The organism is Georgenia sp. X1117 (assembly GCF_057784635.1).
In genome coordinates, this window is sequence record NZ_CM173492.1 from 2,685,356 (window position 1) to 2,698,663 (window position 13,308).

The 13,308-nt window shown below is 73.3% G+C and carries 16 protein-coding genes; 15 read left to right on the plus strand and 1 reads right to left on the minus strand.

Annotated features, from left to right (window positions below):
- Nucleotide 1: 1 nt before the first annotated feature.
- The 14 genes from rplR (at nucleotide 2) to rplQ (ending at nucleotide 11,111) form a co-directional block, all read left to right on the plus strand.
- Nucleotides 2–373, plus strand: a complete 372-nt coding sequence (gene rplR / locus AC3D3D_RS12440; RefSeq protein ID WP_463661675.1) for a 50S ribosomal protein L18 — start codon at nucleotides 2–4, stop codon at nucleotides 371–373.
- A 29-nt stretch (nucleotides 374–402) separates the two neighbouring features.
- On the plus strand, nucleotides 403–1,113 hold the full coding sequence (rpsE, locus tag AC3D3D_RS12445) for a 30S ribosomal protein S5 (RefSeq protein ID WP_463661674.1): 711 nt from the start codon (nucleotides 403–405) through the stop codon (nucleotides 1,111–1,113).
- Nucleotides 1,113–1,295: a 50S ribosomal protein L30 gene (gene rpmD, locus AC3D3D_RS12450; protein WP_463661673.1), complete on the plus strand. Its 183-nt coding sequence runs from the start codon at nucleotides 1,113–1,115 to the stop codon at nucleotides 1,293–1,295. The genes rpsE and rpmD overlap by 1 nt, the downstream gene beginning before the upstream one ends.
- Before the next feature lie 2 nt (nucleotides 1,296–1,297).
- A complete protein-coding gene (rplO, locus tag AC3D3D_RS12455) occupies nucleotides 1,298–1,768 on the plus strand; it encodes a 50S ribosomal protein L15 (protein ID WP_463661672.1) in 471 nt (156 codons plus the stop codon).
- Nucleotides 1,769–1,983: 215 nt separating this feature from the next.
- Nucleotides 1,984–3,276 carry a preprotein translocase subunit SecY gene (gene secY / locus AC3D3D_RS12460; RefSeq protein WP_463661671.1) on the plus strand — a complete coding sequence of 431 codons (1,293 nt, stop codon included), beginning with the start codon at nucleotides 1,984–1,986 and terminating at the stop codon, nucleotides 3,274–3,276.
- The gene (locus AC3D3D_RS12465; protein ID WP_463661670.1) at nucleotides 3,273–3,854 is read left to right on the plus strand and encodes an adenylate kinase; all 582 of its coding nucleotides are present in this window, start codon (nucleotides 3,273–3,275) and stop codon (nucleotides 3,852–3,854) included. The genes secY and AC3D3D_RS12465 overlap by 4 nt, the downstream gene beginning before the upstream one ends.
- A gap of 49 nt (nucleotides 3,855–3,903) precedes the next feature.
- Nucleotides 3,904–4,689: a type I methionyl aminopeptidase gene (gene map / locus AC3D3D_RS12470; protein WP_488512647.1), complete on the plus strand. Its 786-nt coding sequence runs from the start codon at nucleotides 3,904–3,906 to the stop codon at nucleotides 4,687–4,689.
- 284 nt (nucleotides 4,690–4,973) lie between these two features.
- Entirely contained in the window at nucleotides 4,974–7,391 is a 2,418-nt protein-coding gene (locus AC3D3D_RS12475) for a helix-turn-helix transcriptional regulator (RefSeq protein ID WP_463661668.1), read from the plus strand.
- A 520-nt stretch (nucleotides 7,392–7,911) separates the two neighbouring features.
- Nucleotides 7,912–8,133, plus strand: coding sequence for a translation initiation factor IF-1 (gene infA / locus AC3D3D_RS12480; RefSeq protein ID WP_043501486.1), 222 nt, complete (start codon nucleotides 7,912–7,914; stop codon nucleotides 8,131–8,133).
- A 79-nt stretch (nucleotides 8,134–8,212) separates the two neighbouring features.
- Nucleotides 8,213–8,326 carry a 50S ribosomal protein L36 gene (gene rpmJ / locus AC3D3D_RS12485; protein WP_100421663.1) on the plus strand — a complete coding sequence of 38 codons (114 nt, stop codon included), beginning with the start codon at nucleotides 8,213–8,215 and terminating at the stop codon, nucleotides 8,324–8,326.
- Between the two features lie 142 nt (nucleotides 8,327–8,468).
- The gene (gene rpsM, locus AC3D3D_RS12490; RefSeq protein WP_463661667.1) at nucleotides 8,469–8,843 is read left to right on the plus strand and encodes a 30S ribosomal protein S13; all 375 of its coding nucleotides are present in this window, start codon (nucleotides 8,469–8,471) and stop codon (nucleotides 8,841–8,843) included.
- Nucleotides 8,844–8,915: 72 nt separating this feature from the next.
- On the plus strand, nucleotides 8,916–9,323 hold the full coding sequence (gene rpsK / locus AC3D3D_RS12495; RefSeq protein ID WP_463661666.1) for a 30S ribosomal protein S11: 408 nt from the start codon (nucleotides 8,916–8,918) through the stop codon (nucleotides 9,321–9,323).
- Nucleotides 9,324–9,474: 151 nt separating this feature from the next.
- The gene (locus AC3D3D_RS12500; RefSeq protein ID WP_463661665.1) at nucleotides 9,475–10,497 is read left to right on the plus strand and encodes a DNA-directed RNA polymerase subunit alpha; all 1,023 of its coding nucleotides are present in this window, start codon (nucleotides 9,475–9,477) and stop codon (nucleotides 10,495–10,497) included.
- A 35-nt stretch (nucleotides 10,498–10,532) separates the two neighbouring features.
- Nucleotides 10,533–11,111, plus strand: coding sequence for a 50S ribosomal protein L17 (rplQ, locus tag AC3D3D_RS12505; RefSeq protein ID WP_463661664.1), 579 nt, complete (start codon nucleotides 10,533–10,535; stop codon nucleotides 11,109–11,111).
- 225 nt (nucleotides 11,112–11,336) lie between these two features.
- Here the strand turns inward: rplQ and AC3D3D_RS12510 are convergent, their stop codons facing one another.
- Nucleotides 11,337–11,885: a hypothetical protein gene (locus tag AC3D3D_RS12510; RefSeq protein WP_463661663.1), complete on the minus strand. Its 549-nt coding sequence runs from the start codon at nucleotides 11,883–11,885 to the stop codon at nucleotides 11,337–11,339.
- 184 nt (nucleotides 11,886–12,069) lie between these two features.
- On the opposite strand from AC3D3D_RS12510, the gene AC3D3D_RS12515 reads away from it, so the two are divergent.
- Nucleotides 12,070–12,984, plus strand: a complete 915-nt coding sequence (locus AC3D3D_RS12515) for a tRNA pseudouridine synthase A (protein WP_463661662.1) — start codon at nucleotides 12,070–12,072, stop codon at nucleotides 12,982–12,984.
- Nucleotides 12,985–13,308 lie beyond the last annotated feature (324 nt).

A 13,308-nucleotide genomic window follows, 5' to 3' on the forward strand; every position in this document is an offset into this window, starting at 1 on the left:
GATGGGCATCACCATCAAGGGCAAGGGGCGCATGGTCGCCCGCAGCCGCCGCCACCTGCGCGTGCGCAAGCACGTCCACGGCACGGCCACCCGTCCGCGCCTGGTCGTCACCCGCAGCTCGCGCCACATGGTCGCGCAGCTCGTGGACGACGCGGCCGGCGTCACGCTCGCCTCGGCGTCCACGCTCGAGGCCGACCTGCGCTCCGCCGACGCGGAGAAGGTCGAGAAGGCCCGCACCGTCGGGCGTCTGGTGGCCGAGCGTGCGAAGGCCAAGGGCGTCACCTCCGCGGTCTTCGACCGCGGCGGCAACAAGTACCACGGTCGGGTCGCCGCCGTCGCCGACGGCGCTCGCGACGCGGGCCTGGAACTCTGACCCCGACCAGAGAGCTATAGGAGACAGATATGGCTGCACAGCAGCGAGACCGAAGCTCTGGCTCGGCCGCCACGGGTGGTCCCACGGAGGGCCGTGAGGACCGCCGCGGTCGCGGCGACCGCCGGGGCGGGCGCGACAACCGTCGCGAGGAGAAGAGCCAGTACATCGAGCGCGTGGTGACCATCAACCGCGTGTCCAAGGTCGTCAAGGGCGGCCGCCGCTTCAGCTTCACCGCGCTGGTCGTGGTGGGCGACGGCGACGGCACCGTGGGCGTCGGCTACGGCAAGGCCAAGGAGGTGCCCGCGGCGATCGCCAAGGGGACCGAGGAGGCCAAGAAGAACTTCTTCAAGGTGCCGAGGGTCCGCAACACGATCCCCCACACGGTGCAGGGCGAGGACGCTGCCGGCGTCGTCTTCCTGCGTCCGGCCGCCCCGGGTACCGGTGTCATCGCCGGTGGTCCGGTCCGCGCCGTCCTGGACTGCGCCGGGATCCACGACATCCTCAGCAAGTCGCACGGCTCCTCGAACGCCATCAACATCGTCCACGCGACGGTGGCGGCGCTCAAGGGCCTCGAGCAGCCCGAGTCCGTGGCCGCGCGCCGCGGGCTGCCGCTCGAGCGGGTCGCCCCGGCGGCCATGCTGCGCGCACGGGCCGAGGGTGACGCCAAGGAGCGCGAGGAGAAGGCCGCCGAGTCCGCCAAGGCGGAGAACGAGGCCGCCGCCGCGGGGGTGTCTGCCTGATGTCCCAGCTCAAGGTGACCCTGACGAAGTCCACCATCGGTGGCAAGCAGTTCCAGAAGGACACCCTGCGGACGCTGGGCCTGCGCAAGATCGGCCAGTCGGTCGTGCGCGAGGACCGCCCCGAGGTCCGCGGGATGATCAGCACGGTGGCGCACCTCGTCGCCGTCGAGGAGGTCGACTGACCATGTCGGAGGAGACGACGGGCGCCTCGCGCCCGATCAAGGTCCACCACCTGCGTCCGGCGCCCGGTGCCAAGACCACCCGCACCCGCATGGGTCGCGGTGAGGCCGGCAAGGGTGGCAAGACCGCCGGCCGCGGTACCAAGGGCACCGGCGCGCGCTACCAGGTGCCCGCCGGGTTCGAGGGTGGCCAGACGCCGCTGCACATGCGTCTGCCGAAGATGCGCGGGTTCAAGAACCCGTTCCGCGTCGAGTACCAGGTGGTCAACCTGGACACCCTCGGCGAGCTGTTCCCCGAGGGCGGCACGGTCGGCGTCGCCGAGCTCGTGGCCAAGGGCGCGGTCCGCAAGGGCCGCCCCGTCAAGGTCCTCGGCGACGGCGAGCTGTCGGTGGCCCTGACGCTGAGCGTCGACAAGGCCTCGGCGTCCGCCCGCCAGAAGATCGAGGCGGCGGGCGGCACGGTCACCACCGCGTGACCACCACCCATCCACGTACGAGGGCGGTCCGGCTCCGACCGGGCCGCCCTTCGTGCACCCCGGGCGGCGGCCGGGGGACCCACGTCACGTCCGAGCGGCGCGCGCCGGCCCGGACCGCCCCGGGCGGCAGGTAAGGTGTCCCGGGCGCCTCGTGCGCCACAGACCGCGTGCCGACGGCGCAGCCGGTCGACGAACCTGATCAGGAGACGAACTAGGTGCTGAGCGCATTCCTCCAGGCGTTCCGGACTCCGGACCTGCGGCGCAAGCTGCTCTTCACGCTCGGGATCATCGCGATCTACCGTGTGGGGGCCTTCGTGCCCGCGGTCGGCGTGAGCTACCCCAACGTCCAGCAGTGTCTCGGCGTGACCCAGCAGAACGACCTCATGGGGATGATCAACCTCTTCTCCGGCGGGGCGCTGCTGCAGCTGTCCGTCTTCGCGCTGGGCGTCATGCCCTACATCACCGCGAGCATCATCACCCAGCTCATGCGCGTGGTGATCCCGCGGTTCGAGGAGCTGCACAAGGAGGGCTCCTCGGGCCAGGCCAAGCTCACCCAGTACACCCGCTACCTCACGGTGGGCCTGGCCGTCCTGCAGTCCGCCGTCGTGGTGACCGTGGCCAACAACGGGCTGTTCCCCGGCTGCCCGGTCAACCCGATCCCCGACACCTCCCCGATGGGCCTGCTCATCACCGTCATCTCGCTGACGGCCGGGACCGTGCTCATCATGTGGTTCGGCGAGCTCATCACCGAGCGCGGCGTCGGCAACGGCATGTCGCTGCTCATCTTCATCTCCATCGCCGCCTCCTTCCCCTCGGCCATGATGACCGTGGCCCGCGGCGACGGCGGCGCCGGCCGCTTCGCCCTCATCGTGGGCCTGCTGCTCGTCATCACGCTCGTCATCGTGTTCGTCGAGCAGAGCCAGCGGCGCATCCCGGTGCAGTACGCCAAGCGGATGGTCGGACGCCGGATGTACGGCGGCTCCTCGACCTACATCCCGCTGAAGATCAACATGGCCAACGTCATCCCGGTCATCTTCGCGTCGTCGATCCTCATGCTGCCCACGATGGCCGCCCAGTTCGGCGACCAGGCCGACCCCGCGGGCTGGGCCGTCTGGGTGATGACGAACTTCTCGCCCCAGAGCTGGGGCTACATGGTCCTCATGGGCCTGATGATCTTCTTCTTCGCGTTCTTCTACACGTCGATCACGTTCAACCCCGACGAGATCTCGGACAACATGAAGCGCGCCGGCGGGTTCATCCCCGGGATCCGCGCGGGCCGGCCCACCGCCGAGTACCTGCGCTACGTGACCACGCGCATCACCACGGTCGGCGCCACGTACCTGACGATCGTCGCGCTCATCCCGACGATCGCCCTGGCGGCCATGAACGTCACGGAGATCCCGTTCGGCGGCACCTCGATCATCATCGTCGTCGGCGTCGGCCTGCAGACCGTCAAGGAGATCAACTCCCAGCTCCAGCAGCACCACTACGAAGGGTTCCTGCGATGACCACCCGCCTCGTCCTCCTCGGCCCCCCGGGGGCCGGCAAGGGCACCCAGGCCGCCCGGCTCTCGGCGGCGCTCGGCGTGCCCGCCATCTCCACCGGCGACATCTTCCGCGCCAACGTCGCCGAGCAGACCGAGCTGGGCCGCCGCGCCCAGCGGTACATGGACGCCGGGGAGTACGTCCCGGACGAGGTCACCAACGCGATGGTGCGTGACCGCCTCGCCCAGGACGACGCCGCGGGCGGCTTCCTCCTCGACGGCTACCCGCGCACCGCGGACCAGGTCACCGAGCTCGACGGCATGCTCGCCGACGCCGGGACCACCCTCGACGCCGTCGTCGAGCTGACCGCCGAGACCGACGAGGTCGTGTCCCGGCTGCTCCAGCGCGCCCAGGAGCAGGGCCGTGCCGACGACACCGAGGTGGTCATCCGCCGCCGGCTCGAGGTCTACGCCGAGCAGACCGCGCCCCTGGCGAGCACCTACGCCGAGCGTGGGCTGCTGGTCCAGGTCGACGGCATGGGCGCCGTCGAGGACGTGACCGACCGGCTGCTCGCCGCCCTCGGCACGGGCACCCAGGACTGACGTGGCACGGGGCAGGATCGAGTACAAGTCCGACGCCGAGGTCCTCGCGATGCGGGCCCCCGGGCTCGTCGTCGCCGCCATCCACCGCGCGGTCCGCGCGGCGATCGCCCCGGGCGTGACCCCGGTCCAGCTCGACGAGGTGGCCGCCGGCGTGCTCGCCGAGCACGGCGCGGAGTCGAACTTCCTCGGCTACCACGGCTTCCCCCGCCGCATCTGCGTCTCGGTCAACGACCGGGTCGTGCACGGCATCCCCGACGAGGTGCCCCTGGCCGACGGCGACGTCGTCTCGGTGGACGTCGGCGCCGTCCTCGACGGATGGCACGGCGATGCGGCCTTCACCGCGATCGTGGGGGAGTCCGCCGAGCGTGACCGCCACCTGGTCGAGGCCACCCGGCGCGCGATGTGGGCCGGGGTCGCCGCGCTCGGGCGCGGCGGGCACGTGACGGACGTCGGCCACGCGGTGCGCGACGAGGTCGAGGCCTACGACGCCGAGCACGGGGTGGACCACGAGGTCGTGCGCGACTACATCGGGCACGGGATCGGCTCCGCCATGCACATGGCGCCCGACGTGGTCAACCACCGCTCCCGGGTCTCCCGCGTCCCGGTCGTGCCGGGCCTGGTGGTGTGCGTCGAGCCGCTGCTGACCGTGGGCGCGCAGGACAACACCATCCTCGACGACGACTGGACGGTCGTCACCCTCGACGGCTCGCGGGCCGCGCACTGGGAGCACACCGTCGCGGTGCACTCGCGGGGCGTGTGGGTCCTCAGCGCACCCGACGGCGGGGCCGCGGAGCTGGCCGCGCGCGGCGTCGACGTCGTGCCGCTCGGCGACTGACCGCCCCTCGTCGGTCACGACGCCGGCCGCGGTGCCGGCCCCGGCCCGCCCGCGCCGGCCGCGGCGCCGGCGCGCACCGGACCCGGACCGTCCGCGTCTATCCGACGCGTCCATCCCTTCCGGCCCGGCCGCGGTCTCGGTACTGTGGCCACACCTCTCCCCCGGGAGGTGGGTAGGCGGCCCGGACAGGTCCGACGTGAGGGCAGCGCGCGGACGCCGACGTGCGGTGCCGCACGCCCGGTAACCGCGTCCGCAGCGCCGGATGCCCGGACTGGAGCTGCTCGATGATCGGCATCCCGCGTGTCTCGGTCGGATACGCCATGCCCGCGGCCGCCGCCGCGCAGCTCGATCCGTTGCCGGCCCTCACCCTCGTGCACGCGCCGCGCGGCTGGGGCAAGTCCTCCCTCATCGCCTCGCGCCTGTCGCCCGAGGGCAGCCACGACGGGCCCGTGCTGTGGGTGGCCCTGGGCGAGGAGGAGCTCACCGGTGCCGAGTTCCGGCGCCACCTCGATGCCCTCCTGGCCCACGCGGCCGACCGGCCGGAGCGCCCCACGCTCGTGCTGGACAACATCGCCTCCCTGGCCCCCGACGCCACGCCCGTCATCCTCGAGGTCGCCGAGGCCTGGGACGGACCGAACCTCGTGCTCATCTCGCGCGACTCCGCCCCGCTGGCCTCGCTCGCCCCCCTGGCCCCGGACTCGGTCATCATCACCGGCCAGCACCTGCGCATCGACGCCGCCCGGACGATGGCGATCGGGGCGCGGATGGGGGTGAGCATCGACGAGGAGCAGGCCCAGGTCATCGTCGACGACTTCGCCGGCTGGCCGGGGCTCGTCCGCGGCGCGCTGTTCGGCCAGGTCACCGGCGGCGAGGGGGCGGCCAACTACGACGTGCTCACCCGGCTGTCCGCGCACGTGATGACCGACTTCTCCGCGATGACCTCCGGCGGGTACGCCGGCCTGCTGCTGCCGGAACGGATCGAGAACTGGGTCACCGACGAGCTCTTCGGCGGGGTGGACGCCTCCTTCGTGGTGCGCCGGGTCGAGGGGCTGGGAGTGGTCCGTCCCGACCACGGCGGCTACGTGTTCGCGCCCGGGATCCGGCGGATCGGCCTGCGGGCCTTCCGCGAGGCCCACCCCGACCACCTGCAGGCCCTCGCCGCCCGGCTCCAGGCACGCGCGCGCAAGGAGGGGGACATGCGCGCGGAGATGCTGCTCGCCGCGGAGGCCGAGGACTGGGCCGCGGTGCGCGAGGTGGTGCACGCGGGGTGGGAGCACCTCGCCCTGGCGGCGCCCGCCGCCCTGCACGAGGTCGCCACCCGGGTACCGGACGCCCAGGTCGCCGGGGACGCCCGGCTGCTCGCCGCCCGCCACCTCCTCAGCGCCGACCACCCGCCCGGGTGGATGTTCGAGTTCATGTCCGCCCGGATCCTCGCGGAGCCGCCCGCGCCCACCATGGGTCCGCTGCCCCCGGCGGGCCGGGGCGGCATCGACGCCCAGGAGTGGCGCCGCACCCTCTCGCTGCTCGCCGTGGCCCGGCTGCGTGCGGCCGACGGTGTCACGGCGGCGGTCGCGGCGCACCAGGCGCTGCGCTACCGGCCCGGGCCCGACGAGGAGGTCCCGACGTGGGCGCGGGAGGAGGCGGTCGCCGCGAGCCTCATGCTGGCCCTGACCCTCGTGGGCAGCACGAGCGACGCCCTGCGGTGGATGCACCGCTACCCCGAGCCGGGCGCGGACCCCGGGGACGCGGCGGCGAGCGGCGAGGACCCGGGCCTCACGGCGGCGACGGAGGCGGTGTCGGTCGCCGGGGAGCTGGCCCGCGTCGCCGACGCGATCGACCTCCTCGGCGAGATCGTGGCGGGGGAGAGGTCCGCGGGCGCCGCCACCGTCGAGCGGCTGCGCGCCATGCTCGACGTCACCGTGGACCCCGGCCTGCAGGGCGGGCTCCTGCTCGTGCTCACCGGGATCGCCCTCGTGCGCGGCGAGGCGGCGTCGATGCTCCTCGAGGTCGAGCGCCGGGCGATCGTCGCGCGTTCCTCGCCCCAGATCCCCGTCGCGCGCGTGCTCATGCACGCCTGTGCCGCCGACCTGTGCCTCGCGCTCGGGCACACGACCTCGGCGCGCTCCTGGCTGGACTCGGCCACCGCGACCGGGAGCTCCTCGGTCCTCGTCGAGCCGGCGTCGATCCGGCTGCTGCTCGCCGACGGCGACGAGGCCGAGGTGCTGCGCCGCACCGAGTCCGTCGCGGCCACGGTCGCCCCCCGCTACGCCATCGAGCTCTGGCTCGGTCGGGCCGTCGCCGCCCACCGGACGGGCCTGCTCTACGTCCAGTCCGAGGCGATCGAGCGCGCCGCCGCCCTGGCGGTGGAGCACGGGATCGTGCGCCCGTTCGTCATGCTCCCCAAGGACGCCTCGGCGGCGATCCTCGAGCGCGCGCGGCCGCTGCTCGGGGAGCTCGCGGTGCCGCTGCTGTCGACCCATCCGGGCGTGTTCCCCGCGCCCGACGGCCAGGTCCGGCTCACCGCCCGCGAGTCGGAGGTCCTCGGTGAGCTCGCCCGGGGGACGACGGTGCCCGGCATCGCCCGGAAGTACGTCGTCGCGCCGTCGACGATCCGCACCCACACCTCGGCGCTGTACCGCAAGCTCGGGGTGACCACCCGGGCGGCCGCGATCGAGCGCGCCGAGCGTCTCGGCCTGCTCTAGGGCCGCGCGGGCACGGCGTCTCGACGCCGGGTGGACACGATCTCGACGCCCCTCGCCGCGACCTCGGCGCCCCCGGGCCTCCCGCGCAGGGGGTCGGGCGGGGTTGACTTCTCTCACGTCCGCGGGGGCCCGACGTGCAGCCACGGGAGCCGGGACGGGAAGGGACCGGCACCCGTCCGAGGACAGCGTCGTCAGGCGCGGCGGGGGCCGCCCCTGACGAGGCGTGTCCCAGGGGGTGGGGGCGAGATCGCCCCCACCCCCGCCCACCGTCCAGGCCGGGGTGGCGACGGGAGGGGAGCCGCGCCGTCGGGCCAAGCCGGTGCGTGCCTGTGCCCCGGGAACCGCTCGCTGCGTGCCCGCGGCCCGGGAACCACCCGCTGCGTGCGCTGGCTCACCTGCTACGCCTGTTCCCCGGCGCGGGTCGATGGCGTAAAGTTGTCCGCTGGGCATGGCTGTGTCTTGCGCACGGCCGCGCGACCGCACGGCGCGGTCGGGCCACACCACGACGTGAGCGGAGAGCATGGCGAAGAAGGACGGGGTCATCGAGATCGAGGGCAGTGTCGTCGAGGCACTCCCCAACGCGATGTTCCGGGTTGAGCTGAGCAACGGGCACAAGGTCCTCGCTCACATCTCGGGCAAGATGCGTCAGCACTACATCCGGATCCTCCCCGAGGACCGGGTCGTGGTCGAGCTCAGCCCGTACGACCTCACCCGCGGCCGCATCGTCTACCGCTACAAGTAATCCATCCGACTCTCGAGCGTCGACGCCGCCCGTGCCCCCAGGGGGACGGCGGGCGAGCGACGATGAAGGAACAACCACCATGAAGGTCAAGCCCAGCGTCAAGAAGATCTGCGACAACTGCAAGGTGATCCGTCGCCACGGCCGCGTCATGGTCATCTGCGACAACCTTCGCCACAAGCAGCGCCAGGGCTGAATCCCTGGAAGTCGGCGGTAGCTACCGGCCGGCGACGTTCCGACAGCACCCTCGGGTGCGACCCTCGGCCCGGAGGCCGGGGCCCGCAGCAGGCGGGAGGTCGGGGCGATAGGACCTCCGGAACGGATCGAGGAGACCCGAGTTGGCACGTCTTTCCGGCGTCGACCTTCCCCGCGAGAAGCGGCTGGAAGTAGCGCTCACCTACATCTACGGCGTCGGCCGCACCCGTGCGGTCGAGACCCTCAAGGCCACCGGCATCAGCCCGGACCTGCGCGTCAAGGACATGACCGACGCCGACCTCGTCGCCCTTCGCGACCACATCGAGGGCAACTACCAGATCGAGGGTGACCTGCGACGCGAGGTCGCCGCAGACATCCGTCGCAAGGTCGAGATCGGCAGCTACCAGGGCATCCGGCACCGCCGCGGCCTGCCCGTGCGGGGCCAGCGCACCAAGACGAACGCGCGCACCCGCAAGGGCCCGAAGAAGACCGTGGCCGGCAAGAAGAAGACCAAGTAGCGCTCGCGGCGCCCGCCCGCCGCGCGGCGCCGTACCGATCAATCACAGACCCTCGCGAGAACGGAACCTCCCATGCCTCCCAAGGCTCGTACCACGACGGCCACCCGCCGTCCGCGTCGCAAGGAGCGGAAGAACGTCTCCGCCGGCAACGCCTTCATCAAGTCGACGTTCAACAACACCATCGTCTCCATCACCGACCCCTCCGGCGCGGTGATCTCCTGGGCATCCTCGGGCCAGGTCGGCTTCAAGGGCTCGCGCAAGTCGACGCCCTTCGCCGCCCAGCTCGCCGCCGAGGCGGCCGCCCGCCGCGCCCAGGAGCACGGCATGAAGAAGGTCGACGTCTTCGTCAAGGGCCCCGGCTCCGGCCGGGAGACCGCGATCCGCTCGCTGACGGCGACCGGCCTCGAGGTCGGCTCGATCCAGGACGTCACCCCCCAGGCCCACAACGGCTGCCGCCCGCCGAAGCGCCGTCGGGTCTGACCCAACCTTCCGGTCCCGCAGGCGCCACGGCGTCGGCGGGACCGTTCGGCCCCCTGCGGGGGCCACCGGCACCACCCGCCCGGACGGACCGAGCCCGGGCGGCCCTGCGCGGCGTCATATAGCGGATGCCCGCCGAAAGGAATGATCACCAGTGCTCATCGCACAGCGCCCCGTTCTCAGCGAAGAGGTCGTCGACGACCGCCGTTCGCGCTTCGTCATCGAGCCGCTCGAGCCCGGTTTCGGCTACACGCTCGGCAACTCGATGCGTCGCACCCTGCTGTCCTCGATCCCCGGTGCCGCCGTCACGTCGATCCGCATCGACGGCGTGCTGCACGAGTTCTCCACCGTGCCGGGTGTCAAGGAGGACGTCTCCGAGATCATCCTCAACATCAAGGACCTCGTCGTCTCCTCGGAGAACGACGAGCCGGTCGTCATGTACCTGCGCAAGCAGGGCTCCGGCGTCGTCACGGCCGAGGACATCACCCCGCCGGCCGGGGTCGAGGTGCACAACCCCGAGCTGCACATCGCCACCCTCAACGCCAAGGGCAAGCTGGAGATCGAGCTGACGGTCGAGCGTGGCCGCGGCTACGTCTCCGCGCAGCAGAACAAGTCCTTCGACGCCGAGATCGGCCGCATCCCGGTCGACTCGATCTACTCCCCGGTGCTCAAGGTCAGCTACAAGGTCGAGGCCACCCGTGTCGAGCAGCGCACCGACTTCGACAAGCTGATCGTCGACGTCGAGACCAAGAGCGCGATCACCCCGCGTGACGCGCTGGCCTCCGCGGGCAAGACGCTGGTCGAGCTGTTCGGCCTGGCCCGGGAGCTCAACGTCGAGGCCGAGGGCATCGAGATCGGCCCCTCGGCGATGGACACGGAGCTCGCGCAGGACCTGGCCCTGCCGATCGAGGAGCTCGGCCTCCTGTCGCGCTCGTACAACTGCCTCAAGCGCGAGGGCATCCACTCCGTCGGCGAGCTCGTCGCCCGCTCGGAGGCGGACCTGCTCGACATCCGCAACTTCGGTGCGAAGTCGATCGACGAGATCAAGGAGAAGCTGCAGGCCCTGGGCCTCGGCCTCAAGGACAGCCCCGCCGGCTTCGACCTCGCCCAGCACCGCGGCACGGAGGCGGACGACGACTTCGGCGACATCCGGTTCTCCGCCGAGAACCCCGCCTGACGCACCGCCCACCGCATTTCACCCAAGGAGTCATCATGCCCAAGCCCGCCAAGGGTCCGCGTCTGGGTGGCAGCCCGTCGCACGAGCGCCACATGCTCGACAACCTCGCGCAGTCGCTCTTCGAGCACGGCCGCATCACGACCACGGTCGTGCGCGCCAAGCGCGTCCAGCCGCTCGCCGAGCGCCTGGTCCAGCTCGCCAAGCGGGGCGACCTCGCCTCGCGCCGTCGCGTGCTGCGCCACCTGTCCGACAAGGGCGTCGTCCACTCGCTGTTCGCCGAGACGGCCCCGAAGATGAGTGAGCGCAACGGCGGCTACACGCGCATCACCAAGGTCGGCAACCGCAAGGGTGACAACGCCCCCATGGCGCAGATCGAGCTCGTCCTCGAGCCCGTCTCGCCGAAGCAGGCGGTCGTCAAGGAGGCCACCAAGGCGGCGGCCAAGGCTGCGCCGAAGGAGGAGGCCGCCCCGGCCGAGGCCGTCGAGGAGACCCCGGCGACCGAGGAGACCGCGGTCGAGGCCGCTGCCGAGGAGGCCCCCGAGGCGGAGGCCGCCGCGGAGGAGACCCCTGCCGAGGACACCCCCGAGTCCGAGGAGTCGGCCGACAAGGCCTGACACTTCCCGCCAGACGCGGACGGGGCCCGGCACCACATGGTGCCGGGCCCCGTCCGCGTCCGTGGGCACGTGTCCGCTCGCAGATGTCCGTGTACCCGCGGACGCAGTCTTCCTGCGGGCGGGCACGAGAAGGGGCCGACGGCGGAACCCCCTCAGGATCCGCCGCCGGCCCGTGCGCGGGCGTCGCCGCGCGGGAGGCGTCCCGGCCGTGGGCCGGGCGCGTGGTCAGTCGCCGGAGTCGGCGCTCGGGGCCGAGTGGCCCGACGGGGCGCTCGCCGCGGAGACCGGCGACGGCGCGGAGTAGCCCGAGTCCGCCGAGACCGGGGCCTGGCGCTGGACCGGAGCCGGCGCCGGGGCGGGAGCCTGGGTGCGCGGGGCCTGCTGGACCGGGGCGGGAGCGGGCGCGGGGGCCTGCTGACGCGGCGCGGCCGCCGGCGACTGCGCGGAGACCGCGGACGGGGCGGACGCCGGGGACGGCGCGGGGGCGGGTGAGGCGGCCGAGACCGCGCTCACGGCCGTGGGCGGGGAGGCGGGGGTGTCGATCGACTTCGCGGACATGGCGATCTCGAGGGCCTGGCCGGGCTCGACGACCGGGGCGCTGGCCGCCGACGGTGCCGACCGGGGCGAGGGCGCCGAGGCGGTGCGTTCGGTGGCGGTCGAGCCCGGGTTCCGGTCGCCGCGGTCGTCCGTGTCGTCGGCGACGGCCAGGCTGCCGCCGGCGATGATCGCGACCGCCGACAGGGTCCCGGTGGTGATCCACAGCTTCTTGCTCATGTCGTTCTCTCCTTCGTCCGTCATCCGGGGGGATGGGGTGGCTTGATGAGGACCACTCTGCCGACGCGTGAGGTGAGGACCAGGAGATCCGGGTGAAGGACTCCTCATCCCGGGTGAGGCTCGGCTCATCGCTGTGGGCGCGCGGCGGGGAGCCCCGCCGTCGGGGCCCGGCTACCCTCGCCGGGTGGAGGACGAGGACCGGGGAGCGGGCACGCTGCGGGTGCGGCTCGACCTGGCCTACGACGGCTCGGCCTTCTCCGGGTGGGCGGCGCAGCCCGGCCTGCGGACCGTCGAGGGCGAGCTCATCGGCGCGCTGGCGACCGTCCTGCGCACGCCCGAGCTTCGCCTGACGGTGGCCGGTCGCACCGACGCGGGCGTGCACGCCCGCCACCAGGTCGCCCACCTCGACGTCCCCGCCTCGCGCTGGGAGCTGCTGCCGGGACGGTCCGACCGCGCCCCCGGCGAGGCCCTCGTCGACCGGCTGGCCGGGGTGCTCGCCCGGGGCTCGGGCGGTCCGCGCGGGACGAGCGACGTCGTCGTGCACCGCGCCGCACCCGCGCCGCCGGGCTTCGACGCGCGCTTCTCGGCCACGTGGCGGCGCTACGCCTACCGGGTGAGCGACGCCGTCGCCACCCGCGACCCGCTTCGCGCGGGCTCCGTGCTCTGGCACGGCCGGGGCCTGGACACGGACCTCATGGCGCGGGCCGCCATCGCGCTGATCGGCGAGCACGACTTCCTGTCCTACTGCCGCCCGCGCGAGGGGGCCACGACCATCCGCACGCTGCGCTCCCTGGCGGTGACCCGCCCTTCCGACGGTGCGGACGCCGGGCTCGTGGTGCTCGCCGTCGAGGCCGACGCCTTCTGCCACTCGATGGTCCGCTCGCTTGCCGGCGCGCTGCTGGCCGTCGGCGCCGGCCGCCGGCCCGTGACCTGGCCGGGGGAGGCGCTCGCGCTGCGCAGCCGCGAGGCGAAGGTGGACGTCGCCCCGGCGCACGGCCTCACCCTCGAGGAGGTCGGTTACCCGCCCGCGGGCGAGCTGGCCGCGCGGGCCTGCGCCGCGCGCCGCGTGCGCACCCTCGGCGACGACGCGGCCACCTGATGCCGGCGGACCGCCCCTGTCGGCGGCCTGCGCCCGTCGACGGCCGCAGGCCGCCCCCGCGACGGGCGCGAACTGCTCCCGCGACGGGCACGAGCCGCACCGGTCGACCGGCGGCGGTGGTGTCCACCATCACCTGGTCGCCGCGCGCGCAGTCTTCCTGCGCGCAGCCGTCGTGGGCTACCCTGGGGAGTCGTCGTACGTCCCTGGTGCGCCCCGGTGCCTCCCACTCGCCGGAGCTGCGCCCTCGGAGACCACGGCAGACGTCAACCGACCGTCGCGGTGCCTCACGGCGCCGCACCCGTTCGTCAAGAACGCCGACAGTAG